The 23,597-nt window shown below is 63.2% G+C and carries 25 protein-coding genes, 1 tRNA gene and 1 pseudogene; 19 read left to right on the top strand and 8 right to left on the bottom strand.

What is annotated here, in order from left to right:
* Positions 1 to 1,142, top strand: a 1,142-nt coding sequence (locus KAY22_RS04795; protein WP_296620616.1) for a glycosyltransferase family 1 protein, incomplete at its 5' end; no start/stop codon positions are given.
* A gap of 21 nt (positions 1,143 to 1,163) precedes the next feature.
* Here the strand turns inward: KAY22_RS04795 and KAY22_RS04790 are convergent.
* Together KAY22_RS04790 and KAY22_RS04785 are read right to left on the bottom strand one after the other, a co-directional pair.
* The gene (locus KAY22_RS04790; RefSeq protein ID WP_296620614.1) at positions 1,164 to 1,481 is read right to left on the bottom strand and encodes a DUF2218 domain-containing protein; all 318 of its coding nucleotides are present in this window, start codon (positions 1,479 to 1,481) and stop codon (positions 1,164 to 1,166) included.
* Positions 1,481 to 2,092, bottom strand: a complete 612-nt coding sequence (locus KAY22_RS04785) for a PadR family transcriptional regulator (RefSeq protein WP_296620612.1) — start codon at positions 2,090 to 2,092, stop codon at positions 1,481 to 1,483. The genes KAY22_RS04790 and KAY22_RS04785 overlap by 1 nt, the downstream gene beginning before the upstream one ends.
* 118 nt (positions 2,093 to 2,210) lie before the next feature.
* On the opposite strand from KAY22_RS04785, the gene KAY22_RS04780 reads away from it, so the two are divergent.
* The 3 genes from KAY22_RS04780 to KAY22_RS04770 all read left to right on the top strand — a co-directional run bounded on the left by KAY22_RS04780 (position 2,211) and on the right by KAY22_RS04770 (position 4,500).
* On the top strand, positions 2,211 to 3,524 hold the full coding sequence (locus KAY22_RS04780; RefSeq protein ID WP_296620610.1) for a replication-associated recombination protein A: 1,314 nt from the start codon (positions 2,211 to 2,213) through the stop codon (positions 3,522 to 3,524).
* Between the two features lie 16 nt (positions 3,525 to 3,540).
* Positions 3,541 to 4,407 (top strand): hypothetical protein, encoded by an 867-nt coding sequence (locus KAY22_RS04775; protein ID WP_296620607.1) that lies wholly within the window; start codon positions 3,541 to 3,543, stop codon positions 4,405 to 4,407.
* A gap of 17 nt (positions 4,408 to 4,424) precedes the next feature.
* Positions 4,425 to 4,500: transfer RNA gene (locus KAY22_RS04770), tRNA-Thr, on the top strand.
* Positions 4,501 to 4,747: 247 nt separating this feature from the next.
* Here KAY22_RS04770 and KAY22_RS04765 read toward each other — a convergent pair.
* The 5 genes from KAY22_RS04765 to KAY22_RS04745 form a co-directional block, all read right to left on the bottom strand.
* Entirely contained in the window at positions 4,748 to 6,421 is a 1,674-nt protein-coding gene (locus tag KAY22_RS04765; RefSeq protein ID WP_296620604.1) for a recombinase family protein, read from the bottom strand.
* Entirely contained in the window at positions 6,414 to 6,821 is a 408-nt protein-coding gene (locus tag KAY22_RS04760; protein ID WP_296620601.1) for a DUF2924 domain-containing protein, read from the bottom strand. Before KAY22_RS04760 ends, KAY22_RS04765 begins: the two co-directional genes overlap by 8 nt.
* The gene (locus KAY22_RS04755; protein ID WP_296620600.1) at positions 6,821 to 7,390 is read right to left on the bottom strand and encodes a DUF3489 domain-containing protein; all 570 of its coding nucleotides are present in this window, start codon (positions 7,388 to 7,390) and stop codon (positions 6,821 to 6,823) included. The genes KAY22_RS04760 and KAY22_RS04755 overlap by 1 nt, the downstream gene beginning before the upstream one ends.
* 174 nt (positions 7,391 to 7,564) lie before the next feature.
* Positions 7,565 to 7,717, bottom strand: coding sequence for a hypothetical protein (locus KAY22_RS04750; RefSeq protein WP_296620599.1), 153 nt, complete (start codon positions 7,715 to 7,717; stop codon positions 7,565 to 7,567).
* Between the two features lie 305 nt (positions 7,718 to 8,022).
* Positions 8,023 to 8,217, bottom strand: a complete 195-nt coding sequence (locus KAY22_RS04745; RefSeq protein WP_296620598.1) for a hypothetical protein — start codon at positions 8,215 to 8,217, stop codon at positions 8,023 to 8,025.
* Positions 8,218 to 8,308: 91 nt separating this feature from the next.
* Between KAY22_RS04745 and KAY22_RS04740 the strand changes: the two genes are divergently transcribed.
* The 15 genes and pseudogenes from KAY22_RS04740 (at position 8,309) to KAY22_RS04670 (ending at position 22,518) form a co-directional block, all read left to right on the top strand.
* On the top strand, positions 8,309 to 8,782 hold the full coding sequence (locus tag KAY22_RS04740; RefSeq protein ID WP_296620595.1) for a MarR family transcriptional regulator: 474 nt from the start codon (positions 8,309 to 8,311) through the stop codon (positions 8,780 to 8,782).
* A 99-nt stretch (positions 8,783 to 8,881) separates the two neighbouring features.
* Complete coding sequence (locus KAY22_RS04735) at positions 8,882 to 9,523, top strand: nitroreductase (RefSeq protein ID WP_296620593.1); 642 nt, start codon at positions 8,882 to 8,884, stop codon at positions 9,521 to 9,523.
* 123 nt (positions 9,524 to 9,646) lie between these two features.
* Positions 9,647 to 10,393, top strand: a complete 747-nt coding sequence (locus KAY22_RS04730) for an NAD(P)-binding domain-containing protein (RefSeq protein WP_296620591.1) — start codon at positions 9,647 to 9,649, stop codon at positions 10,391 to 10,393.
* Between the two features lie 75 nt (positions 10,394 to 10,468).
* A complete protein-coding gene (locus tag KAY22_RS04725; RefSeq protein WP_296620589.1) occupies positions 10,469 to 11,383 on the top strand; it encodes an NmrA family NAD(P)-binding protein in 915 nt (304 codons plus the stop codon).
* Positions 11,384 to 11,432: 49 nt separating this feature from the next.
* The gene (locus tag KAY22_RS04720; protein ID WP_296620587.1) at positions 11,433 to 11,858 is read left to right on the top strand and encodes an organic hydroperoxide resistance protein; all 426 of its coding nucleotides are present in this window, start codon (positions 11,433 to 11,435) and stop codon (positions 11,856 to 11,858) included.
* Positions 11,859 to 12,031: 173 nt separating this feature from the next.
* Positions 12,032 to 12,607 (top strand): LLM class flavin-dependent oxidoreductase, encoded by a 576-nt coding sequence (locus tag KAY22_RS04715; protein WP_296620585.1) that lies wholly within the window; start codon positions 12,032 to 12,034, stop codon positions 12,605 to 12,607.
* A gap of 22 nt (positions 12,608 to 12,629) precedes the next feature.
* Positions 12,630 to 13,352: an LLM class flavin-dependent oxidoreductase gene (locus KAY22_RS04710; protein ID WP_296620583.1), complete on the top strand. Its 723-nt coding sequence runs from the start codon at positions 12,630 to 12,632 to the stop codon at positions 13,350 to 13,352.
* Between the two features lie 90 nt (positions 13,353 to 13,442).
* Positions 13,443 to 14,432, top strand: coding sequence for an LLM class flavin-dependent oxidoreductase (locus KAY22_RS04705; protein WP_296620581.1), 990 nt, complete (start codon positions 13,443 to 13,445; stop codon positions 14,430 to 14,432).
* A 78-nt stretch (positions 14,433 to 14,510) separates the two neighbouring features.
* Positions 14,511 to 15,571, top strand: a pseudogene (locus KAY22_RS04700) (SDR family oxidoreductase).
* A 633-nt stretch (positions 15,572 to 16,204) separates the two neighbouring features.
* The gene (locus tag KAY22_RS04695; protein WP_296620579.1) at positions 16,205 to 17,326 is read left to right on the top strand and encodes a hypothetical protein; all 1,122 of its coding nucleotides are present in this window, start codon (positions 16,205 to 16,207) and stop codon (positions 17,324 to 17,326) included.
* Positions 17,323 to 17,904, top strand: a complete 582-nt coding sequence (locus tag KAY22_RS04690) for a 3'-5' exonuclease (protein WP_296620577.1) — start codon at positions 17,323 to 17,325, stop codon at positions 17,902 to 17,904. Before KAY22_RS04695 ends, KAY22_RS04690 begins: the two co-directional genes overlap by 4 nt.
* Positions 17,901 to 18,488 carry an AAA family ATPase gene (locus tag KAY22_RS04685; RefSeq protein ID WP_296620576.1) on the top strand — a complete coding sequence of 196 codons (588 nt, stop codon included), beginning with the start codon at positions 17,901 to 17,903 and terminating at the stop codon, positions 18,486 to 18,488. Before KAY22_RS04690 ends, KAY22_RS04685 begins: the two co-directional genes overlap by 4 nt.
* Positions 18,489 to 18,511: 23 nt before the next feature.
* Positions 18,512 to 19,423 (top strand): aldo/keto reductase, encoded by a 912-nt coding sequence (locus tag KAY22_RS04680; protein WP_296620574.1) that lies wholly within the window; start codon positions 18,512 to 18,514, stop codon positions 19,421 to 19,423.
* Positions 19,424 to 19,477: 54 nt separating this feature from the next.
* Complete coding sequence (locus tag KAY22_RS04675) at positions 19,478 to 20,233, top strand: hypothetical protein (RefSeq protein WP_296620572.1); 756 nt, start codon at positions 19,478 to 19,480, stop codon at positions 20,231 to 20,233.
* Positions 20,234 to 20,493: 260 nt separating this feature from the next.
* A complete protein-coding gene (locus tag KAY22_RS04670) occupies positions 20,494 to 22,518 on the top strand; it encodes an ATP-binding protein (RefSeq protein ID WP_296620570.1) in 2,025 nt (674 codons plus the stop codon).
* 533 nt (positions 22,519 to 23,051) lie between these two features.
* On the opposite strand, the gene KAY22_RS04665 is transcribed toward KAY22_RS04670, so the two are convergent.
* Complete coding sequence (locus tag KAY22_RS04665) at positions 23,052 to 23,555, bottom strand: hypothetical protein (RefSeq protein ID WP_296620568.1); 504 nt, start codon at positions 23,553 to 23,555, stop codon at positions 23,052 to 23,054.
* Positions 23,556 to 23,597: the final 42 nt, after the last annotated feature.

Raw genomic sequence — 23,597 nt, 5'->3', positions numbered from 1 at the left:
ACTATAACTATGTGCGCGATGGCGCGAACCAGGCGCTGAACCGGCTCGTCGGCTATCTGCTGAGCCTGGGCGCCGCCGTGCGCGTCTATTCGCCGACGATCGACGAGCCGGCCTTCCCCCCGACCGGCGATCTCGTCAGCATCCCGTCGCTGCCCGTTCCCGGCCGCGGCGAATATCGCTTCCCGCTGATGATCCCGCCCTCGATCAAGCGCGACATCAGCCGCTTCGCGCCGAACATCATCCATGTCGCCAGCCCGGAGATATTGGGGCACCGCGCGGTCAGCCTGGCTCTCCACAGTAATCTTCCGGTCGTCGCGTCGGTCCATACGCGCTTCGAGACCTATTTCCGCTATTATGGCCTCGCCTTCCTCGAACCCGTGGTCGAGGCGCTGCTGCGCCGCTTCTACCGCCGCTGCGACGCGATCTTCGCGCCGTCGGAATCGATGGCGCAACTGCTGCGCGAGCAGCGTATGAGCTATGACGTGGGCATATGGTCGCGCGGGATCGACCGGACGATCTTCCGTCCCGATCGCCGCAGCCTGGAATGGCGCCGCTCGCTCGGCATCGACGACGACGACGTGGTCATCGGCTTCGTCGGACGGCTGGTGATGGAAAAAGGCCTCGACGTCTTCGCCGACACGATCGACCAGCTCGAACGCAAGCAGGTCCGGCACAAGGTGCTGGTCGTCGGCCAGGGCCCGGCGCGCGAATGGTTCGAGAAGCGGCTGCCCAAGGCCGTGTTCGCAGGCTTTCAGGCGGGCGAGGATCTCGGCCGCGCGGTCGCCTCGATGGACATGTTGTTCAACCCGTCGGTCACCGAGACCTTCGGCAATGTCACGCTCGAGGCAATGGCAGCGGGGCTCCCGGTGGTCGCCGCCCGCGCGACCGGCAGCGAGAGCCTGATCGACGACGGTGTCACCGGACGGCTGATCCAGCCGGGGCGTACGCAGGCCTTCGCCGACGCGCTGCGCCACTTCTGCGAGGATGGCGAACTCCGCCAGAAGATCGGCCTCGCCGGCCTGCAGTCGAGCGCGCGCTATGGCTGGGACCAGGTCAACCAGGAACTGGTCGACGCCTATGTCCGCATCATCCGCCAGCATCAGGCGGGCGTGCGGATGACCCGGCAGAGCCCCGTCCCCTGAACTCCGCCAGTCGCTGGCCGATCAGGCCGGCTGCCAGTCGAAGCTGAGCGGCGCCTCGCGAAAGGCGAAGCGGTCGAGGTGGCGCGCGACGGCGCCCTGCAGGCCTTCCAGCTGTTCGGCGCTGCTTGCGTCGATGCGCACGCGGAGAGCGTCCGGCTCGACATCGAAGGTCGCCCGACCATCGCCCGGCCAGTCGGCCCCGCGCGCGTCGCGCGGGAAGACGACCGAGCCATGCTGCGCGTCAAAACTGACCGCCAGATTATGCGCCCAATGCTTGCAGAGCTGCTGGAGGTAGCGGCTGGCCGAGGTCGTCGGCACCGAGGCGATCGCGGCGACCATCAGAGGCGCTCGATCCTGCGGGCGGCCTCGTCGAGGATTGCCGCGATGTCATGGCCCAGATCCTCGCGGTCGCGCTGTGCCATCCGTTCCCGCAGCACCATGGCCAGATTGACCATCGCCCGCTTGACGGGTGCCCTGCCCCCGCCGCCGGACACCTCTTCATTGAGCCCGTCGAGCCGAGCGAACAGCGCCTCGATCAGTTCGGCCTGCTCGCCGATCTCGACCCTGCCCGCATCGGTGATCGCGAAGAGGCGCTTGGCGCCCTCGGCTGCCTGTTCGGCGATATGGCCCATATCCTCGAGCATGGTGAGCGTCGGGTAGATTACGCCGGGGCTGGGCGCGTAGCTGCCGCCGGTCCGCTCCTCGATCGCCTTGATCAGGTCATAGCCGTGGCGAGGCTGTTCGCCGATCAATGCCAGCAGCAGCAGGCGCAGTTCAGTGCCGTCGAACACCCGCCGACGCCCCCGGCCGCCACCATGGCCACCCAAGCCGCCGCCGAAAGCATCCCCGAAAATATCCGGGCCGCCACCGAAGAATCCACCCCGGCGGCCGCGCATCGCATGGCGCATGCCATGCCCACCATGGGCGCGGACTTTGTGGAAAAAATGCATTTTCAAAATACCTATCGAATCGTTTTTGATGTGTCTAAGATATATCTTGAAAGAGTTTTGACAAGAGGCCTCGTGCAGAAAGCTGGGCGAGCCCGGCCGCACGCCCTATATCCCGGCCATGGCCGACCTTTTTGCGCCCGAGGGCGAGCATCTCCCAACCGCCGAGAGCATTCCGCTGGCTGAGCGCCTGCGCCCCGCGCGGCTCGACGAGGTCATCGGCCAGGAACATCTGACCGGCTCAGAAGGCGCGATCGGACGGATGGTCGCGGCCGGCCGCCTCTCCTCGCTGGTGCTGTGGGGACCGCCGGGCACGGGCAAGACCACGATCGCCCGCCTGCTGGCCGATGCCGTGGGCCTGCGCTTCGCGCCCGTGTCGGCGGTGTTCTCGGGGGTGGCCGACCTCAAGAAGATTTTCGCCGAGGCGCGGGAGCATGCGCGACTGGGCGCGCGCACCTTGCTGTTCGTGGACGAGATTCACCGCTTCAACCGCGCACAGCAGGACAGTTTCCTGCCCTATGTCGAGGACGGCACCGTGGTTCTCGTCGGCGCGACGACCGAGAACCCGTCGTTCGAACTCAACGCCGCGCTGCTCAGCCGGGCGCAGGTGCTGATCCTCAACCGGCTCGACGCGGCCGCGCTGACCCGGCTGATCACGCGCGCCGAAGAGCTGGTCGAGCGGCCCCTTCCCCTGACCGCCAATGCGCGCGAGGCGCTGGTGGCGTCGGCCGACGGCGACGGGCGCTTCCTGCTCAACCAGGTCGAGACGCTCTTCTCGATCGTCATCGACCACCCCCTCGAACCTGGCGAACTGGCGAAGCTGCTGCACCGGCGCATGGCGGTCTACGACAAGGACCGCGAGGGCCATTACAACCTGATCTCGGCGCTTCACAAATCGCTGCGCGGGTCCGATCCGCAGGCCGCGCTCTATTATCTGGCGCGGATGCTCGTCGCCGGCGAAGACCCGCTCTACGTCCTGCGCCGCCTGGTCCGCTTCGCCAGCGAGGATGTCGGCCTCGCCGACCCGCAGGCGCTGGTCCAGTGCCTAGCCGCCAAGGATGCCTATGACTTTCTCGGCTCGCCCGAGGGCGAACTGGCGATCGTGCAGGCGTGCCTCTATCTGGCGACCGCGCCCAAATCGAACGCGGCTTATGCCGCGCAGAAGGCCGCCTTCCGATCGGCGAAGGAAACGGGATCGCTGAGCCCGCCTAAGAATATCCTCAACGCCCCGACCAAGCTGATGAAGGATATCGGTTACGGCAAGGGCTATGCCTATGACCATGATGCCGAGGACGCTTTTTCGGGCGACGATTATTGGCCGGAGGAGATGGCGCCGCAGCGATTCTACGCGCCGACGCCGCGCGGCTATGAGGCGCGGATCAGCGAGCGTCTGGCCCATTGGGACAAGTTGCGCGCCGAACGCGCCGAACGCTGACAGCGCCCTGCCAGCGATGACCCGCCGTTTCGCCAGCTTCGCCTGCATCGACTGGTCGGGCGCCAAGGGCCCCGTGCAACCAGGCATAGCCGTTGCCACGGTCGAAGCCGGCATGTCTCCTGTACTGGTGCCCGGCCCCTGGTCGCGTAGGACCATCCTGGACTGGCTTCTCGACCATGCCGAGCGGGGAAGCGACATGCTGATCGGCGTGGACTTCTCCGCCGCCCTACCCTTCGCCGATGCAGGCGCTTATCTGCCGGGCTGGGCCGAAAGCCCCTCCGATGCCCGCGCACTCTGGGCTGCGGTGGACCGGCTGTGCCGCGACGATCCGCATCTGGAAGCCGGGAGCTTCATCGATCATCCTGATATCGCACCCCATTTTCGTCGCCATGGCGGACGGCAAGGCGACCTGTTCGGTTCCGGCAACGGGCGCTTCCGCGTCACCGAGCGCCATTGTCGCGACAATCGCCACGCGCCCGCGACGAGTTGTTTCAACCTCGTCGGCGCGGCACAGGTGGGCAAGTCGAGCCTGACCGGGATGCGGCTGCTCCACCGCCTCGACCGACGCATAGCGGTCTGGCCGTTCGATCCGCTGCCCGAACAAGGCCCCGTCATCGTCGAAATCTACACGACCATCGCGGCCCGCGCGGCCGGGCTGAAGGGCGGCAGCAAGATGCGCGACGCCGAGCGCCTTGCCCTAGCCCTCGCCGGCTTGGGCGTAGAGGACGCTCCCACGCTGGACCGGCACGACGACCACAGCACCGACGCGCTCGTCACCGCGCTGTGGCTGTCGCAGGCGGCCCAAAGGGAAGAACTTTGGCATCCGCCCGCACTTTCCCCAGCTCTTGCCGCGCTTGAGGGCTGGACCTTCGGCATTCCCTGACGCATGAGAGCGCCAGGGCCGGCTTAGCTCAGTTGGTAGAGCACCTGATTTGTAATCAGGGGGTCGCGGGTTCGATCCCTGCAGCCGGCACCAGGTATTCTACCTGGCAATGGTATTTCCGGGCTTCGGGTCCCGACCCGGAAATTATAGCCGACTTCCCGGGGCTTTGCCCACCGGCTCTCGCGCCACTGGCTGGCGAGAGACTGTAGCTGCCGGCTGGAAACGGCCAATCTGGCGCCCCGTCTCACCGCCCCATTTTGTGGCAGCCACCTCAGCCAAGTGCGATGGACGAAAAGAAACGCCGCCGGAGAACCGACGGCGTCAGCCGTGATACTGGAGGTCAGGCGAATCCGAGACGTTCGCGCTGTTCCTGCCAGCTTATCGGAAGATCAGTTTCCAGCAAAACCGCAGGCGTCAGATGGATCGGCTGCGTTCCCTCGGTGCAAGCGATGACGATATCGGGCGCCAGCATCGCGATGCGGAGCAGCCGGTAGAATCGGTGTCGGCACTTTGCCACCTGCCGGATCAGTCTGCGGATTGATTGATCCGGATGATCGAGCACCAGTTTATAGGCATCCCGTGCTTCGACGAGCAGCGCGATCAATCCCTTGTCCCGGCACTTATCCGCCCGGCCACGATCATCCAAGATGATCAGCTTAGTCTCTTGCCCCCGCCGTGCCTTGACTGCCGGTGCCCGCAAATAAATCGGCTCGCCATCGGTGACATCGACACCGCCCCCGAGCAGGGCTGCGATGCGGTTCGGCGCGAGCCTCACTTCGACATGCTCGTCGGACAGATGCACGGTGAGTTCCAGTTCGTGCAGGAGCGCGCGCCTCTCGCAAGTGTCTTCCAATCGCTGAGATTGCCGATGGGCGTGATGAAGCGCATCCCGCAGAACATCAGCTTTGCTCGAACCGATAAGCGAGACCACCTGCCGGCGGCCTGCCAGCATCGACTGGATCAGCTGGATGGTCGCCACCTCAACATCGTGCGCGGGCACGCGCCAAGCGGATGAGCCTGCGTCCAGCTGATCGGGCGCCGTGATATAATAGCGATATCGCCGCCCCTTCTTGACGGCGTGGTTCGGGGTCATCCGCCTGCCCTCACCATCGAAGATCCTGCCCGCCAGCAGGCTGGGCTGACTGAAATCGCTACCCCGGCTCCGCTCGATCCGGTTCCCGGACATCACCCGCTGGACCTCGTCCCACAGTTCCTGGCTGACGATCGGCTCTTGCTCGCCGGGATAATAGCTATCCCTGTGCCGGATCTCGCCGAGATACATACGGTTGTTCAGCAGATGATAAAGCGGTCCGCGCCCGAACACATTGCCGCCGCGCGAGGCATAGCGCTTGGTCCGATATCCGGTCGCTTCCAGCTCTGCCAGGAGCGCTCGCCCGCCTCCCGTCGCGACGTAACGCTCCATGATGTGGCGAACCTGCTGCGCTTCGGGTTCATTCACGACGAGCTTCTTGTCGACGACGTCATAGCCGAGCGGCACGGTACCGCCCATCCACATGCCCTTGGCTTTGGAGGCTGCGACCTTGTCGCGGATACGCTCCCCGGTGACCTCGCGCTCGAACTGGGCGAAAGAAAGCAGCACGTTGAGCGTCAATCGCCCCATGCTCGTCGTGGTGTTGAACGCCTGCGTCACCGAGACGAAGGAAGCACCTTTGGCATCGAGCACCTCGACGATCTTCGCAAAGTCGGCGAGGCTGCGGGTCAGGCGATCGACCTTGTAGACGACGATGACGTCGACCCGGCCGGCCTCCACATCGGCCAGTAGCCGCTTGAGCCCTGGCCGCTCCATATTGCCGCCGGAGAAGCCGCCATCATCATAGGCCTCCTTGACCAGCACCCAACCCTCGTGACGCTGACTGGTGATATAGGCTTCGCTGGCCTCGCGCTGTGCGTCGAGGCTATTGAACTCCTGGTCGAGCCCTTCCTCGGTCGACTTGCGGGTATAGACCGCGCAGCGGATCGCGCCGACGCGCTGATTGCCACTCTTCTTAGCCATCGGAGCCGTCTCCATTGAGCCCGAAGAAGCGCGGACCGGACCATGAGGTGCCCGTGACTTCCCGCGCGATGGCGGAGAGGGATGGCCAAGAGCGGCCGTCGAACTCGAAGCGGCCGTCGGTTACGACCACGGAGATATCGCGGCCGTTCCAACTGCGGATGAGGCGCGTGCCGGGCTTGAGCGATGCGGCCCCCTGCCCCGCTGCGGCCCTGAGGGCCTGAGCCGCTTCCTTTACCAGCCGTCCGTGAGCCTGCTCCTGGGCGCGATGGCCCAAGGCATGGCGGAGCAAGTCCGGACCGAAGGGCGGACAGTCGCTCCTCATACGAGCCTGCCATTCCTGCCGGAGCTGCGCTGACGACATCGTCGCCAGCGCAGCCAGGGTCTGGTCCAGCTTGGTCATCAGTCGGCCTTCGCGATCCGGTAGAAGCTGCCCTTCGGGGTGGTCGTCCGGTCGATGACGTAGCCCTTCTTCCGGAGCCCACTCAGCACTGCGCGGGCCGAATGCGGCAGCCAGCCGGTCGCCTCGGTGATCTGATCGAGCGAGGCGCCCTGCTTGCGGCTGAGCATCTGTATGACCTTCGCCTGCTTGCCACCCGGCACCTTCGCTATCGGAGCGGCGGGCGGCGGCGGTGCTGCAGTCGGTTTCGCCACCGGCTTACGACCGCGTCGAGCCGGGTTCATCTCCGGGTGGTCAGGCGCAGGGCCGCTGCTCTCTGCGGTCTCCCGGCCCGCGTCATTGATGACAGCGCCGAACAGGTTCTCGTCATCGGCGCGATAACTCATCTGCGCCTCGTCGACATTGACCTCCTCAGCCAGGCCTCGGTCGACGAGAAGACCGACGGCGTCACGGACATGAATGCCATATTTGGAGATATGCGCCGGAGCCGGCAGGATGGAGCCGCCTTCGGTCTTAGCGGCGGCAGTGAGGAGAATCAGCTGCAGGTCTTCGATATCGGGCTTGAGAGCCATTAGGTGGTTCCTTTTTCAAGGAGCGGCACCAGCGCCGCTTCCACCACCCAAAGCCCGGCGGATCAGCCTGCCGGGTTGGCGTCGTGGGCTATCGACGTCCGCGACTCACAACGCCACCAATGCTCCGTTCCGACCAACAGTCGAGCGAATAGCGCATTGATAAGCCTGGATTTCTCATTCTTTCAGCGCCGCGGCGATGATGGCGACCAAGGTTTCCTCGGCGCGGCTGCGAGCGGCCGGCTCTTTCGAAACCAAGTCCTGCCGCAACCATTCGGGAGCATGCTGAACGGCGCGGGATATCTTGGCCCTGATCTCGTCTGCTGTCATAGCGCCGCATGTGTGATGCCGAACCAGCGAGCGCAATTGCAATGTCGGCTTTGTCGGACGAAGCGGTCATTCCCTCATAAAACGCCGAACGACAGGTTTTATCCGGAACCGACATTCGACGTTTGATCGACAGGCGCGTCGTCGCGACCGCAACTGGGCCGGCAGGAGACTGTCCGGTTTGCAATGTTTGAAGGCGGAAAGCTGCCGATCGGCAGCCGACCCAGTTCCCGACGTTCGGCTTGACCTAACGCTTCCCCGGACCCGGCCGTTTGTTCATCTTGCTCCCGGCGGCATGCACGCCTTCGTCACCCACTATCCGTCGAGGCGGAAATCACGAGATCCGCCATGACCCGCGTTAGTGCAACGATCATCAGCATCTCGTTTAGAATCACGGTGAAGGTCGAGACGACGAGCACCGCGATGATCCCGATGGCATCGCGCGTCAGTTTCTCCCGAGCAGGAGGCGGTGGAGGGGCACCCGTGGTGGCGACAGGCGACATGTCTCGTTTCCGTTTCCAGCGATCAGAAAAATTGGTCGATCGTCGCAGTCTACCACTTGCTGCTTCACCACAAGCTATTATATAGTACGCTATGGAACAGCTCACTTCAGATGCTATCCGCGATCAAGCGGCGTCCACCTCTGGCGCGGGGAACGAACTGGCGTTCGCCCTGTATGGCGCGGCCAACCGTATGGCTCGGCTGCACAAGCCGTTCCTCGAGCCGCTCGGGCTGACATTCTCCCAGTACCTCGTTCTGCTTGAACTGTTTGCTCGAACCCCCCGTACGGTTGGCGACCTGTGCGCTAAGCTCGGGATGGAAACCGGTACGATTACCCCGCTCCTCAAGCGCCTCGCCACTGCCGGAACGGTAACACGAACGCGCGATGTGACGGACGAGCGACGCGTGCTGATCGAGTTGACCCCTGCCGGGAAAGCACTTCGTGAGCGCGTGCAGGCCGTCAGCGGTCAGGTCAGGAGCGCCTGCAAGCTCACCGAGGACGACATGGCCAGTCTGCGTGCCACGCTCGACGACCTCGCCTGGCCCGCAAACAAGATCGATCAATAAACCACAAGACGATTTGGAAGGTAGTTCATGGCAACCCAGCTTATCCGACCTGAGGCCGAGGCGCCTCGCGACACATTGTCTTTCGAGGAAGCGACCCGCGTGCGCCGCTCGATCCGCGGTTTTCTCGACCAAGCAGTTCCGGAGTCCGTCATCCGGGAAGTGCTGGAAGATGCGCAATACGCGCCGTCCAACTGCAACACGCAGCCGTGGAACACCCACATCGTGCGTGGCGAGAAGCTGAAGCAGCTTTCGGCGGTGCTGCATGCGAAGAACGACGCGGGCGAGTTCACGCCAGACTTCTCATTCGACGTGAACGATTTCTATGGCGAGTATCGCGAGCGCAACAACGCCCTCGGCAAAGCCTATTACGAAGCCATGAACGTCATGCGCGAGGACAAGGAGGGACGCCACCGTGCCGGTGCCCGGAACTACTCCTTCTTCAACGCGCCTCAGGCAGCCTTCCTATTTATGCCGTCGTTCGGCGACAATGTCCGCGTGGCGGGCGACATAGGCATGTACGGGCAGACCTTCCTGCTCTCGCTCGCCGCACGTGGCCTGGGCGGCATCCCGCAGACCGCGCTAGGCTTCTTCGCTGGTACAATCCGCGAGTTCCTCGGGATCCCCGACGAGCTGAAGCTCCTGTTTGGCATCTCCTTCGGCTATCCCGATGAAGATGCTCCGGGCAACCGCGTGCGCATGGATCGCGTGCCGATCGAAACAAGCGTGACCTTTCACGCCTGAGTACGTTCTGGGGGCGGGAACACCCGGCCCCATTTCTCCAGAACAAAGCCTCTCCAAAGCGCGACGCCGTCCGCTGTGCGGATCGTCGCGCATTGGTGACGCATGCACGAAGAGGATCTGCACATGAAGATCGGCATTCTAGGTACCGGCAATATCGGTCGAACGCTGGTGAAGAGGCTCAGCGCGGCGGGCCACGAGGTGAAGGTGGCCAACTCGCGCGGCCCCGAGACGATCGACGCCGACCTGCTCGCGAACGGTGCGCGTGCGGTCACTTCCGCCGAGGCCGTCACCGGGGTTGATGTGGTGATCCTGTCCACGCAACTCGGCGCCATCCCTAAGATCGCGCCGTTGTTCGCAGGCGTACCCGCCGAGACGATCGTGATCGACACGTCCAACTACTACCCCAAGCGTGATGGCGAGATCGCGGCGATCGAGGGCGGCCAGACCGAGAGCGCCTGGGTGGCGGAACAGCTCGGTCGTCCGATCGCAAAGGCGTGGAACGCCATCACGTCGGCTTCCTTCGCCGAGAAGGCTGCGCCGGCCGAAACGGCAGGCAGGATCGCGATCCCGGTCGCCGCGGATGGCGAGCGCGAGCGCGAAGTGGCGATGCGACTGGTCGATGAAACCGGGCTCGAGCCGGTCTACGCGGGCAGCCTTGCCGACTCCTGGCGGCAGCAGCCGGGTTCGCCGGTCTACTGCACCGACCTGACACGCGATGAGATCCCCGCCGCGCTTGCCGCGACCGAGCGGGCGCGTTTGCCAAAGCGTCGCGATCTGGCGATCGAAGCGATCATGGAGCGCGTCGGCGACAGCACCGCCAACCCGGACTCCGACTATGCCGTGCGGCTGACCCGGGCGCTGTTCATGTGATCGGTGCGTGGGCTGGAGAATGCTTCGGCCCGTCGCATCCGGCTTCTCGCCTCCTCTAATCATCGGAAAACGCCCATGACGACCGACACCAGCCCTCTCATCTTCCTCATGGGCACTACCGGCCAGACCGGCCGGCATATCCTGGAGGAGCTCGACCGCGACTCCGGAGGCGCGCGCATCCGTATCGGCGTGCGCAAGCAGAAGGATCTTGATCGACTGCGCGCCGAGGGGCGCGATGCGGTCCTGTTTGATCTGGACGATCCGCGCACCTTCGGCCCGGCGCTCTACGGCGTCGACCGTATGAACATCCTCACCGGCTACACCATCGCCATGACCCACCAGACTAAGACGGTGGTGGACGCGGCGAAGAAGGCGGGCGTGCGACATATCGTCAACCAGGGCGTCTTCGCGGCCGACGACGCCACGGATTCGAAATATTGCTGGTTCGCGCTCGTCGAAGCCTACATCGAAGCCAGCGGCATCGCCTGGACGCACCTGCATCCCAATGTGTTTCTCGAGAACATGCTCAGCATGTCTCAGCCCATTGGCGGCACGTTCTCGACGTTCTGGGGCGAGAACCGCGTAGGCTACGTCGCGCTTCACGATCTGGCCGCCGTCACCGCCAAGGTCCTGCGTGATGGTCCGGAGCGCCATGGTTCGAAGGACTATTACCTTAGCACCGAGACCATGACCGCTCGCGAGTTGGCTACTGCGTTCAGCGAAGTGCTCGACCGTGATATTCGCTGCAACATGCTCGGCGCGTCGGACATGGAGGCGCTGTTCAAGAAGAGCACGATGCCGGTCGAGGACTGGTACGCCCGCAGTTCGTTCGAGCTTCTGACGCAGTTCGACGACGGACGCATGGGCTATATGGGCACCGTTAAGGACGACGTGCCCTACCTGCTGGGACGCCCTGCGATCGGCGTCCGTGCCTGGGCGGAGATGCACAAGGAGCAGTTGCTCGCCCTCGTGGATCAACCTTCGACCTAGGCATCAACCCGCGAACTCGTCCGATCGTCAAACCCGAAAAGGATTCATCATGAGCCACCTCTACACGACCAGAGTGAATGCGTATGGCGGTCGCAGCGGCACTATCAAAAGCGAAGACGGCATCCTTGATCTGCCTCTTGCCATGCCAAAGGAACTCGGCGGCAAAGGCGGCGCAACCAATCCCGAGCAGCTCTTCGCCGGCGGCTACGCAGCTTGCTTCGAGAACGCAATCATCCACGTGACCCGGGCGCAGGCGGACAAGGTGCGTGACGACGACATCGACGTTGCTTGTGAGGTGAGCCTGCTGCCGAACGGGGAAGGCGGCTTTAAACTCGCCGTCTCCTTAGAGGTGGAGATTGCAGGCGTTGATCAGGCTAGGGCTGAGGAGATTGTCAAAGCCGCTCATGCTGTTTGTCCTTACTCCAACGCAATCCGGTGCAACGTCGACGTCAACCTAAAGGTCTTCACGAACTAAGCGGGTTAGCGGCGGGCGATAAGCAGACCCTTAGCTGCTTGATCGCCATGACCGCCCACCACCCCGACTGATAAAGCTCAGGCGCGAGCATCGCCCGCTTCAGCAATTTCGATTGTTAGGTTGGACGCCTTCGCGGCGTCTGACGAGACGACACAGTCGGTAAGGAACCGATAATGGATAAGAAGATGATCCTCGGCATGGGACTGACCTCGGGCTACGGTAACCATCCCGGAGCTTGGCGCGCGCCAGGTGTTGACCCCGCCAATTATGCCAAAGTCGAGGCTAACATCCGCTATGCTCAAACTGCCGAGCGCGGCGGGTTCGCGTTTCTCTTCACCACTGACTTCCCTGCGCTGCGGGGAGACCTGGAATACGCGCCCATCCTCAACATCATGGAGCCGATGCTGCAACTGGCGGCGATCTCACAAGCAACGAGTCGCATCGGCCTAGTCGCGACAGGATCAACCTCTTTCCAAGAACCGTTCAACACGGCTCGGCAGTTCAAGGCACTGGACGTGATGAGTCACGGGCGTGCCGGGTGGAACGCCGTCACCACCAGCGATCCTGCCGTTGCGGCAAATTACGGCATGCCAGTAGGCGAACGGAACGCGAGGTATCAACGCGCGCACGAGACGGTGCAGGTAGTTCAAGCCTTGTGGGGCAGCTGGGAGCCCGACGCCTGGGTCGCGGACGGACACGGGGCGCTACATCGATCCTGCCAAGCTGCTACCCATCAACCTGCAGGGTGAGCATGTCGCATCGCGCGGCCCCTTGCTCATTCCCCCGTCCGAACAGGGGCAGCCGGTCATCTTCGGCTCAGGAGGGCCCAGTCCCCAGATGCTCCAGCTGGCCGGACGTTACGCAAGCGGCTTCATCGCAGAGGTCTGGACCATTGAGGAAGCGCGTGCTCAGCGCGAGATGTTCCGGAACGCGGCAAGAGACGCCGGTCGCGACCCAAACGAGATCAAGTACTTCGCTGGGTTGATGAGCACGATAGCACCGACTGTTCGCGAGGGGCTTGACCGCCGCATCGCTTTGTCGGGCGACACACTTCCGGCCCGGCTCCCACACCTTGGTGCAATGCTCGGTTTGCGCCTGGACCCCGCTGCTTTCGACCAGCCGCTCACTCCCGCACAGCTGTCGGCCGCCCGTGCGGCATCGGGAGATCCGCGATCGGGCGTTGCGCTTAAGGTCGCCCGCGAAGGTTGGTCGCCTCGCGACATCCTCGCCCATGGGGTAATCGACTATCACCCAGTTACGATAGGCCCAGCCGAGGTCCACGCGGATCACCTGCAGGAATGGTTCGAAGCCGGCGCCGCTGACGGATTCTGGATCTTGCCTGACGTCTACGAGGACGGCGTCGACACCTTTGTCGACGAGGTCGTTCCGATCCTGCGTGAGCGGGGCATCTATCCCGAGGACTATATCGGCGCCACTCTCCGTGAGAACCTTGGCGTCCCCACCCAGTATGGCTTGGATGCACGGCTGCGCTGAATGCTCCAGGAAACCTGCTTTCGAAACAGGCACAGCGTCACATTCCACTTTTGAGGTCGAGGGCACGCCCCCGGCAGGACGGACAATTTCATGACAGCGTTATCGATCCTTGAACTTGGAAGAGTGCGACAGGGGAGCGATCGCCGGACCGCCCTCGACGAGGCAAGAGCGCTCGCCCGGCAAGCCGAAGCTTGGGGGTACCAGAGGTTCTGGGTCGCCGAGCACCACAACATGCCGACGGTCACAACCGCGGCGACATCGCTCGTGATCCAACATATCGCTGCGGGAACGACCACGATCCGCGTCGGGGCAGGCGGCATCATGCTCCCGAACCACGCGCCTTATGTGATCGCAGAACAATTCGGCACCCTGGCCACGCTGTTCCCGGGGCGCATTGACCTTGGACTCGGTCGGGCACCTGGGACCGATCAGTTGACGCTGCGAGCGCTGAGACGCGATCCAAGTAACTCGGATCATTTCCCCCAAGACGTCTTGGAGCTGCAGGCGTTCCTCGGTCCCGTTCAGGCTGGCCAGCGGATCGAGGCGGTGCCTGGCTCCGATACCGACGTCCCGCTGTGGATCCTTGGTTCGAGCCTGTTCGGAGCGCAGCTGGCCGCCGAGTTGGGGCTTCCCTATGGGTTTGCTTCTCACTTCGCGCCACAAGCACTTGATACAGCCCTCAAGATATACCGCGAACGATTCAAGCCGTCTGAGCAGCTGAGTGCGCCATACACTCTGGTCGGGATCAATGTGATCGCGGCCGACACCGATGAAGAGGCTCGCAGGCTGGCAACGTCGCAGCAGATGTCGTTCGCCGGAATCTTCCGGGGGGCGCGCGACCTCATGCAGCCGCCGATCGACGACATCGAAGCTTACTGGTCTCCCCATGAGAAGGCCCAGGCAGCGCAAATGCTTGCCTGTAGCGTGGTCGGGAGTCCCGAAACTGTTCGGAAGGGGCTGCGCAGCATGACCGAACGGACAGACGCCGATGAGCTTATGATCGTGTCCGACATCTTCGATCCTGAAAAGCGGCTGAGATCCTTCGAGATCATCGCGGAGGTGAGCGCCTCGCTTTCCTGAACAAGGGCCATCGTCCGGTATCGGGATCGTTGCCGCGACTTGTGCACTTTCTGCACGAGGACAATACGGAGAACATGCGTGGCAAAGACGGCATTGGTGGTCGGCTCGAGCGGGATCGTCGGAAGTGCGACAGCGGCGCTGTTGGTGAAACTGGGGTGGACAGTTCACGGGCTCGCCCGCCGTCCTGCAGCGCAGGCTGGAGTTCACCCGGTCGCCGCCATCTGCAGGTCGGAAGTGGTGCGGCCGAGGCGCTGAAAGACCTCGAGCCGGACGCGGTTTTTATCACCACCTGGTTGCGGCAAGACACCGAAGCAGAGAACATTCGCGTCAACTCGGCCATGGTGCGCAATCTTCTGGACGGACTGCCCAAGCCGAACATGCCGCGACATGTCGCACTGGTGACGGGCCTCAAACACTATCTCGGGCCCTTCGAGGCGTATGGCAAAGGCACGCTGCCGCAAACACCGTTTCGCGAGGAGCAGGGCCGGCTCGACATCGAGAACTTCTATTATGCCCAGGAAGACGAGCTTTTCGCAGTCGCTGAGCGCGACGGGTTCTCGTGGAGCGTGCACCGCCCTCACACAGTAATCGGAATGGCGGTGGGGAATGCGATGAACATGGGCACCACACTTGCGGTCTATGCGACCCTGTGCCGCGAAACTGGTCGTCCGTTCCGCTTCCCAGGCTCGGCGGCGCAGTGGCACGGGCTCACCGACATGACCGACGCCAGACTGCTCGCACGTCACCTCCTGTGGGCAGCGACAACCCCGTCGGCGCACAACGAGGCGTTCAACATCGTCAACGGCGATGTTTTTCGTTGGAGTTGGATGTGGAACCGGATCGCTGGATGGTTTGGCTTGGAGCCGGCGGATTTCGACGGAAGTGTCCAGCCGCTCGAGGAGCAGATGGCAGACGATGGGCCCGTTTGGCACGCTATAGCCGAGCGCGAAGGGTTGGTTGAGCCGGATTTGCACCGCCTCTCCTCGCCGTGGCACACCGACGCCGACCTGGGACGTCCGATCGAGGTGGTCACTGACATGAGCAAAAGCCGCCGGTTGGGCTTCACTGGCTATCAGCCCACGGATGACGCCTTTTTCGAACTGTTCACGCGCTTGCGGGCAGAGCGGCTCATACCATGAGGTTTGAGGCACCGGAGATGATCCGGGTCAGCGCCCGTTCAGGGAACCGGTGGGTGTCTGCGGCCGCGTGAGAGTGGCGCGTCCGACCCGGGTGCTGCCAAGGAACGGCCGGTTTCGGGGAGATGGACGGTAGCCTCGAACTACCGGCTCGAGGGCGCATTGCTGACCGTCCGGTTCGCCATCCGCTATCGACCGCTTTCGGCTGGACCTGACGTTTACAGGTGATGACCAGAACGACCAAATCTGGTCGGAAGCTGCCGTCGCTATCGATCTCAATCGCATGGCAGCTTCGCGCCCCAATCTCGGTCATTCCGAGTGGATGCAGTCGATCCTAAAAGCTGCCTTTCGTTAACGCGGCAGCGAATGACCGAGAGTGGGACGAAGCCGTCGTTCCCGGTACGCCGCTTGAATGACCGCTTTCGGCGAAAGCAGACCCTCCGGTCTTTCGCTGATGCCCTGATCGACCGACTGAGGCTGGCCGTGAGCCGAACAAAGGGTTTCGGGCCAAGAATGTCAAACAACCTCGTGATGGTGGGTAGACAACTTCGCGGGTTCCGAAGTCGCTTCGCGTTGACGGCCGCCCCTCGTATGATTTTGAAGTGATCGCATCGGTTAATGGGATTCATTCGAAAAATGACACAGGACGTGGAAGCGCTGCGGACAGCGCCGGCGGATTTGCCGGCGTCGCTGCGCGACGTGGTCGAGTATCGTAAGTCGGGTCTGAGCCTCAACCATGTGGTCGGCTGCCCGCTGGACTGCGCCTATTGCGTACGGCACTTGTTCGATAACTACGATATGAAGAGGCCCCACCTCGTCATGGACGACGAAGCCGCGGTCGTCGCCCTCACCACCCACTGGGCGTTCCGACCCCATCGAACGCCGATCCAGATCTTCAACAGGGCGACCGATCCCTTCCTACCGCGCGTGAAGGACCACCTCCACAAGACGCTTGAACTTCTCGATGGCAAGGGCCTGACCAACCCCGTGCTGGTCATCAGCCGGTGGCGGGTCAATCGCGAGGACGTCGAGCGCATGGAGCGCCTCACCAGCCTTAAGCTGACCGTCCTCGTCACCTGGTCGGGCATCGACGACGATCGCATCGAGCCGATAGACAGCGCCATCGCGGAGAAGACGCTCGCAACGCTCGCCGCTCACGCAGTCAGGACGAAGCGGATCCTTTACTGGCGCCCGATCATCGCCGGCATTAACGATGGCGACGACGTGATCGGACGGGCCCGCGAGCTCGCCCGGCTTGCCGATGCCACTGTCTTCACCGGTCTCTTCCACAGGGGCCAGATCAGGGCGCACATGCGTTCGATCGGTGTGCCCGACCTCTACGACAGCGCGCCCAGGCGCAAGATCATGCCGCGCCTCGTCGAGCGGAACATCCTCGACGCGTTCGGCGATCAGCCGATCTTCCGGAAGACGTCGTGCGCCGTTGCCCATGCGCACGGCCTCGCCGACTACAACGGCCACCTCGGGATCGAGAGAATCTGCGACATATGTCCGGCGGGACAGGTCGAGATCTGCGCGGCCGCACATGCAGAGCCGTCACGAGAGCTGATCACCGCTCTGGCGGGCGAAGCCGGGCTCGTCACCGGAACGATCGAGATCGCGAACGGGCGCATTCTCGTCGAAGACAGCACCGAGCAGCAGCGCTACTTCATCCAGCACGCCACCGGCTTTCAGGTGCACGACAAGTCGCACCCGCACCTGCCGGGGCGGCATGGACGCGCCGAGGAGGGATGGGAATGAACCAGCGCATGTGGGCGGTCGACGTAGAAGGCAACGGCGGATCGCCCGCCGAAATCGTCGAACTTGCCATCGTCGAGATGGAGGGGCTGCAGCTGACCGGCCGCTACAAGCACTGGCGATTCAAGCCGAAGGGCGGGATCACCCCCATCGTGTCGCGGATCCACGGCATCTGGGAGCGCGACGTCGCTGACGCACCGGAGATCGAGGACGTGATCGACGACGTTTTCGAATGGCTGGAGGATGCCCCCATCGTCGGACACAATGTCCGCGTCGAACTCGAGATCATCGGGCGAGCGATGGAGGACTGGCAACCATCGGCCGCCTTCGACACGCTCCGCATTGCGCGCCGGTTGGTGCCCAACGAGAAGAAGCACGGCCTAGAGTACCTCGGCAACACGCTCGGCCTGCTCGACGCGGCAGGAGCCGCAACGGGTGGAGGCTCCCACTCCGCCCCGTTCGACGCAGCCCTCTCGGCAATCCTGCTCCAACATCTCCTCGCACCGCTATCCGAGGCCGAGCGCCAGGCCGTCATGGAGGACGCCGACATCCTCCGCGTCCAGCAGGGTTCGCTCCTGTGACATCCCGCCCATGCAAGATCGCCGTCGCCGGTACGCACTCGACGGGCAAGACGACCTTCCTGCGCCGGCTTGAGGACGAGCTCGCCCGGCGGGGTTTCTCGCCCAGATACGTCCACGACAGCGCGGTCAATGCCCGAGACCTCGGCTTCCCGATCCTCAGGGATCACACCTTCGAAAGCACTGCGTGGATCATGGCCGAGGCGATCCGGCTGGAGACGGTGGCCTCCCTCTCCGCCGACGTCATCCTCGTCGACAGGCCGCTGCCCGACGCGCTGGGCTATCTCGTCGCCGCGCTTGAGGTGACTGGCCGAAGCTTGACGCCCGGACGGCTGGAGCGTCTTGAGGCCATCTGCACCGGCTGGATGGGCGAGTACGACCTCACGTTCGTGACCCAGCTTGACCGGGATATTCCCATCGGGCCGGGCCGCGACGACGATCACGAGTTCCGCATCGCTGCAGGCCTCGCCGTGTCCAGCATCCTGAGCCGGGTCGCGCCGCACGCCAAGGTGCTCGGGGCACAAGATGCAGATGAAGCCCTCGCACTCGCGATATCGTTCGCCGAAAGGCATCGGGGCGGCGCTTGAATCGAAACAGCACGGGCGCCGACGTGGCCGCAGTCGCAGCCGGCACTGCTAGGATCGGTCTGGGTTGCATGGCGCTCACCGGCATCTACGGCGCTATCGAGCGGAATGTGGCGCAGGACACCATCCACGCGGCGCTCGAGGTGGGAATAAGGCTCTTCGACACCGCGGCCCTCTATGCCGACGGTGCCAATGAGGAGCTGCTGGGGCGGACGATCGGAAGCCGCGACGACGTCTTCGTCGTCACGAAGTTCGGACTATCCGCGGGCGGTAATGGCACCCTTGTCCGCGACAGCAGCCCTGCAGCGATGCGCGCATCCGTGGACGCATCGCTGCGGAGACTTCGCAGGGAGCGAATCGACCTGCTTCTCCAGCATCGGCCGGATCCGAGGAGAAACGATGCAGTCGTCGCCGGTGTCGCAGCCGACCTGATGCGCGAAGGCAAGATTGCCGCGTTCGGTCTCTCGGGAAGCACGCCGGAGCGCGCGGAGGAGTTCGGACGGACCAGTCCCGTGGCGGCCATGCAGAACGAGTTTTCCCTGGCGACTCCGGAGCGGCAGGACGAGCCCGCGATCCTCGATCGAGCCGGTGCGATGTTCATGGCGTATGCTCCGCTGGGGCGCGGGCTGCTCACTGGCAGGTTCGGGAATGTCTCCATGCCGGGCGACCTCCGCGAACGGATGCCCCAGTTCCAAGACGATGCCGAGAAGGCGAACTTGGAGCGTCTTGCCGTCGTGGACGATATCGCAGCGAAGCATGCGGTCTCGCGGGCGGCTGTCGCTCTGGCGTGGACACTTTATGCCGGGAGTAACGTCGTGCCTATCCCCGGCGCGCGAAGTCCGGAACATGTCATGACGGCCATCAAGGCCGCCAACCTGGCACTGACCCCTGATGAGATGCTTCGCCTCTCCGCCGGCGCGCAGCAGATAGGAATCTAGCGTCCTGCGGTTACGTGCCTTGTCTTGGCCAGCACGCTGCGGCAGCAAGACGGCATGACCTACGTCGCCGCATCCGGCACCGCCCGCATCCAGCATGCCGACACCGGCGAGGTGTTCGAGATCGATGCCGACGAACTCGACTTCGAGGCGATCGGCGCCGACGAACGGAACATGGGTCCCGAGATCCATCACCAGGCGGAACTGGAGCATCCGGAGCTAGGAACGTTGACCTGGGGCCTCTGGGAATATCCTGTCGGAATCGAGAACATGACCGAAACCGAGATCGGTCCGCATACGATCCTCGAAGACATCGACTACGGGCTACGTCACGAGCCCGATGAGGAGGAGCCACCCGAAGTCGACGAGCCGGATCTTCCGGCTCTGCTCAGCCGGCTGCCTGCGCAGATCGATGCGCTCGATCAAATCCTCGCCCAGTTCGCCTACCTGCAGCCTCGGATCGGCCACAACCAGCCCCCGGAGGAGCATCGGCTCACCCTCACCGATCTGGAGATCGGCGAGATCCGGGCAAGTCTCGACGAACTGCGCGCGCAGGCTGCGAGGCCGAACGCGATCACTGCCGCAGACCCGGCGACAATCCAATTGGCGCAGACCCAAGTGTCGAAGCTGTCCTCCACGCTCGGGAAATGGGGCAAGATGGCTACCAGCGCTCTGGCGCTCGGCGCCCTCGGAGGTTTGGGAAAGGGCGCCGGCGATCATATCTGGCAGCAGACGCCGATGCTGCACCATCTCGTCGACGCCATTCAGCACACGCTGACCGTGTGGATACACGCGCTGATGGCGCTGTTCTGAGCGTCATCCCAACGACGACGAGCCGGACGTGATGACGGCTCAGCCCGTGATCCGGTAGCGCTCGTCCGGAACCCTGCTTCCTTGGCGCCCAGTCGAGAACCAGACATTCAGCTACCTCATCGCCGCCCCCGTTTCGAACATGCGTCAATGTGGAGCAGTCAATTCCCGGCGACCGCACCCGCGATGCGGAAGGGCAGGAACGCGCAGCAGCCCGCCTTTCTCTGACGTCGGCAGTGATTGGGCTGGCGGAACGATTGGCTATGAAGCACAAGCGCTCAATGTTCCGCGCAAGTCTCTCCGGTCAGATCCGGCAAACCAAACTTCCGAAGTGGAAACCGTTGCTGCCGGTTTTCGAGGCGGTGATGAATGCTTTCCAGTCTATCCAGGAACGGCCCGGCGAGGGGTCGATCATCATCAATGTCGTCGAGGCCAATTCGCTGAAACTGGACGGGACAGCCGACCGCATCCAGCGCTTCGTCATTTATGACAATGGTGTCGGCTTCACCGACGAGAACATGGATTCTTTTAACACCGCATTTTCCGAATATAAATTTATGCGAGGCGGCAAGGGGGTCGGGCGCTTCCTCTGGCTCAAGGCGTTTGGTAGCGTCGAGGTCGACAGCGTCTTCGATGCAGGTGACGACGGATTGCTGCGCCGGCGGTTCACGTTCGACACCGCCTATGACCCGGACAATGTGAAGGATGAGCCGGCCGAGGGAGCACCGATCGGCACGGCGATCACGCTCGATGCCTTTCAGGAGCCTTTCAAGAGCGAGGTGCCCCTCGATCTCGAGCTGATCGCGCTTCGGATGTGCGAACATTTCATCCTGCTCCTCATGCAGCCAAACTGCCCCAAAATTGAACTGCGGTCGGGCAAGGAGCGCGTGTCGGTCAACGCGGTGTTCGAGAGCGGTTTCCGCAAGTCGGCGACGCGATCGACCTTCACGATCCGCGATCACGATTTCGAGGTGCATGGCTTCCGGCTGAAGGTACCGCGCAGCTTCCGTCACCGTCTGATCTACTGCGCGGACGAGCGCGCGGTTCTCTCCGAGAATCTAGACGACCATATCCCCAATCTCTCGGGCCGGCTGGCCGATGAGGCTGGCGAGAGCTTCGTCTATCTCGCGGTAGTGACTGGCGGCTTCCTCAACGCCCATGTCAATCAAGAACGGACGGCGTTCGACATCGACGATGATACCGATGCCGATGCCGCGCAGGAAAGCCTGTTCGTGCCCAACATGAAGCGGGCGGAGATTCGCAAGGAATGTATCGACTTCGTGCGCTCAGACCTTTCCGACGTTCTGGCGGATATCAACACCAGCAAGCTCGAGCGCGTCCGCAACTACGTCGCCAGCGACGCCCCGCATTATCGCGTGCTGCTCAAGCGCGCCCACGAGTTTATAGACCGCATTCCGCCGTCCGGCACGAAGAACGATCTTGAGATGGCGCTCCACCGCGAGTTGCATCAGCGCGAGGTCGAACTAAAAAAAGAGGGCAGCCGGATCATCGTCGAGGCGGCCAAACTGGACGATTATGAAGCCTATCGTGACCGGCTCTCGCACTTCCTAGAAAACAACAACGAGCTCGGCGTGGCGGCGCTGGCGCAATATGTCGCCCATCGAAAGATCATTCTCGAGCTGTTCGAGAAGGCGTTGGGCTCGACCGACGGCACAGGCAAATATCCGCTCGAGCGCATCCTGCATCAGATCATCTTCCCGATGCGTTCGAGTACAGACGACACGCTCTACTCCCAGCAGAATCTCTGGATCCTCGACGAGCGGTTGAATTCGTTCGGTGTCATCCATTCGGACCGGCAGCTGCGCTCAATTGACGGTCTAGAGTCCGACTCTCGGATGCGGCCCGACCTGATCGCGTTCGACCAGGAATATCTCTTGGGTGATGGTCCCCAGCCGCTCAGCAGCCTCACCGTGGTCGAGTTCAAGCGCCCGATGCGCGACGACTATGACCGTGAGGAAAATCCGCTGACCCAAGTGTTCGAGATCATTGAGAAAGTCCGTTCGGGAACCCAGCTGGATGCGAACAGGCGCCCCATCGCGGTCGCGGGTCCCGACATTCCGACGACCTGCTACGTCGTCTGCGACCTGACACCCAATCTGAAGAAGATACTTAAGGACCGCGATGCGACGGTCATGCCCGACGGACAGGGCTTTTATGGCTATAGCCGAAACTACAAAGCCTATTATGAGGTGCTAGACTACGGAAAGGTGCTCCGTGACGCGCAGCGTCGCAACGTCGCGCTGTTTGATAAGCTTAAGCTGATTTGAACGCGATCAGCCCGGCGTGCTCTCCAAGGCTTAGCGTCGACTGTGGGGCGCGTTGCTGCCGGGCCGCTCAATGGCACAGGAATGGCGGGTATCGACAGGAGTAGCCATTCACGAGCGCGCTTTGGAACGGCTTAAACTGCACGGAAGCTGCCGTCGCTATCGATCTCAATCGCATGGCAGCTTCGCGCCCCAACATTAGCCATTCGACGGGCTCCGGCGCATTCCTGAAAGCTGCCGATCGTAATCAAGACCGCGACGGCCAACCCGCGTCCATCCAAGCCGGACGGAAGCGCTCTTAGCAATGACCGGGTTTGGGCTGGGTGCGGAAAGTCTGGTTCTGGTTTTCTGCACAGAAAAAGCGGACGATGCTCCGCATTGCATCCACATCCGCTCGTTCGAGCTGCAGGTGGTCGCGAGCCCTCTGGGGCAGCCGCGCTCGGCTGCCCGTCGATGTAACAGCTACGGGCACGCAAAGCGCCTAAATAGCGGGATTCGTGCGCCTGCGACGCGAGATATAGAGGCAAGACCGTCTTCTAACTGAGCATGATTTGCTGAATCTGGCGGTCGATGTCTGAAAGTTCGATCTGGTCATCCTCGTACAGTCGGATCTCGGCGGTACCTAGAATGCGGCAGCTGAGCAGCAGGGCGTGCCTTCGGTTCCCCAATTCCGTCATCCTTCGCGCCCTCTCCGATTCCCCATCAGGGGCCATGATGTTCTGCCGGATCGCGAACGGGTCGTAGACAGCTGCCGCATCGGGGAGGAAGAGCAGCCGCTTGCGACCGCCCATCTGCGGGCTGACGTCGATCAAGTTGCCAAGCCTGTTGCGCCACACCGCGTGATGCTCAGCCTCGAAGTAGAGGCCGGGCATGTGCCAGATTGCCCAACCGTACGCGATCGACCCACCCTTCTCCTCAACTCTCCTCGCAACATTCTCAAAGCAGAAGGACGTCGCTGCCCGGCGCAGGGGGATAGACGCGACGAACACCGGCTCCGCGCCCGAGATGGAGGCGCAGAACTGCATGAGCGCCGGCGTCATCGCGCGGGGCACTGTGTTGGGAGTGTTGGTCGGCTTCAGGGG

The organism is Rhizorhabdus sp. (assembly GCF_018006725.1).
Lineage (GTDB): Bacteria > Pseudomonadota > Alphaproteobacteria > Sphingomonadales > Sphingomonadaceae > Rhizorhabdus.
The sequence above is the reverse complement of the archived record's forward strand: the minus strand, read 5'-3'. Positions and strand labels throughout refer to the sequence as shown.

What these genes read in the sequence shown, in the direction of transcription:
- KAY22_RS04790 (WP_296620614.1), bottom strand. Translation starts at nt 1,481, where the DNA reads ATGGTCGCCGCGATCGCCTCGGTGCCGACGACCTCGGCCAGCCGCTAC.
- KAY22_RS04785 (WP_296620612.1), bottom strand. Translation starts at nt 2,092, where the DNA reads ATGCATTTTTTCCACAAAGTCCGCGCCCATGGTGGGCATGGCATGCGC.
- KAY22_RS04780 (WP_296620610.1), top strand. Translation starts at nt 2,211, where the DNA reads ATGGCCGACCTTTTTGCGCCCGAGGGCGAGCATCTCCCAACCGCCGAG.
- KAY22_RS04775 (WP_296620607.1), top strand. Translation starts at nt 3,541, where the DNA reads ATGACCCGCCGTTTCGCCAGCTTCGCCTGCATCGACTGGTCGGGCGCC.
- KAY22_RS04765 (WP_296620604.1), bottom strand. Translation starts at nt 6,421, where the DNA reads ATGGCTAAGAAGAGTGGCAATCAGCGCGTCGGCGCGATCCGCTGCGCG.
- KAY22_RS04760 (WP_296620601.1), bottom strand. Translation starts at nt 6,821, where the DNA reads ATGACCAAGCTGGACCAGACCCTGGCTGCGCTGGCGACGATGTCGTCA.
- KAY22_RS04755 (WP_296620600.1), bottom strand. Translation starts at nt 7,390, where the DNA reads ATGGCTCTCAAGCCCGATATCGAAGACCTGCAGCTGATTCTCCTCACT.
- KAY22_RS04750 (WP_296620599.1), bottom strand. Translation starts at nt 7,717, where the DNA reads ATGACAGCAGACGAGATCAGGGCCAAGATATCCCGCGCCGTTCAGCAT.
- KAY22_RS04745 (WP_296620598.1), bottom strand. Translation starts at nt 8,217, where the DNA reads ATGTCGCCTGTCGCCACCACGGGTGCCCCTCCACCGCCTCCTGCTCGG.
- KAY22_RS04740 (WP_296620595.1), top strand. Translation starts at nt 8,309, where the DNA reads ATGGAACAGCTCACTTCAGATGCTATCCGCGATCAAGCGGCGTCCACC.
- KAY22_RS04730 (WP_296620591.1), top strand. Translation starts at nt 9,647, where the DNA reads ATGAAGATCGGCATTCTAGGTACCGGCAATATCGGTCGAACGCTGGTG.
- KAY22_RS04725 (WP_296620589.1), top strand. Translation starts at nt 10,469, where the DNA reads ATGACGACCGACACCAGCCCTCTCATCTTCCTCATGGGCACTACCGGC.
- KAY22_RS04720 (WP_296620587.1), top strand. Translation starts at nt 11,433, where the DNA reads ATGAGCCACCTCTACACGACCAGAGTGAATGCGTATGGCGGTCGCAGC.
- KAY22_RS04715 (WP_296620585.1), top strand. Translation starts at nt 12,032, where the DNA reads ATGGATAAGAAGATGATCCTCGGCATGGGACTGACCTCGGGCTACGGT.
- KAY22_RS04705 (WP_296620581.1), top strand. Translation starts at nt 13,443, where the DNA reads ATGACAGCGTTATCGATCCTTGAACTTGGAAGAGTGCGACAGGGGAGC.
- KAY22_RS04695 (WP_296620579.1), top strand. Translation starts at nt 16,205, where the DNA reads ATGACACAGGACGTGGAAGCGCTGCGGACAGCGCCGGCGGATTTGCCG.
- KAY22_RS04690 (WP_296620577.1), top strand. Translation starts at nt 17,323, where the DNA reads ATGAACCAGCGCATGTGGGCGGTCGACGTAGAAGGCAACGGCGGATCG.
- KAY22_RS04675 (WP_296620572.1), top strand. Translation starts at nt 19,478, where the DNA reads ATGACCTACGTCGCCGCATCCGGCACCGCCCGCATCCAGCATGCCGAC.
- KAY22_RS04670 (WP_296620570.1), top strand. Translation starts at nt 20,494, where the DNA reads ATGAAGCACAAGCGCTCAATGTTCCGCGCAAGTCTCTCCGGTCAGATC.
- KAY22_RS04665 (WP_296620568.1), bottom strand. Translation starts at nt 23,555, where the DNA reads ATGACGCCGGCGCTCATGCAGTTCTGCGCCTCCATCTCGGGCGCGGAG.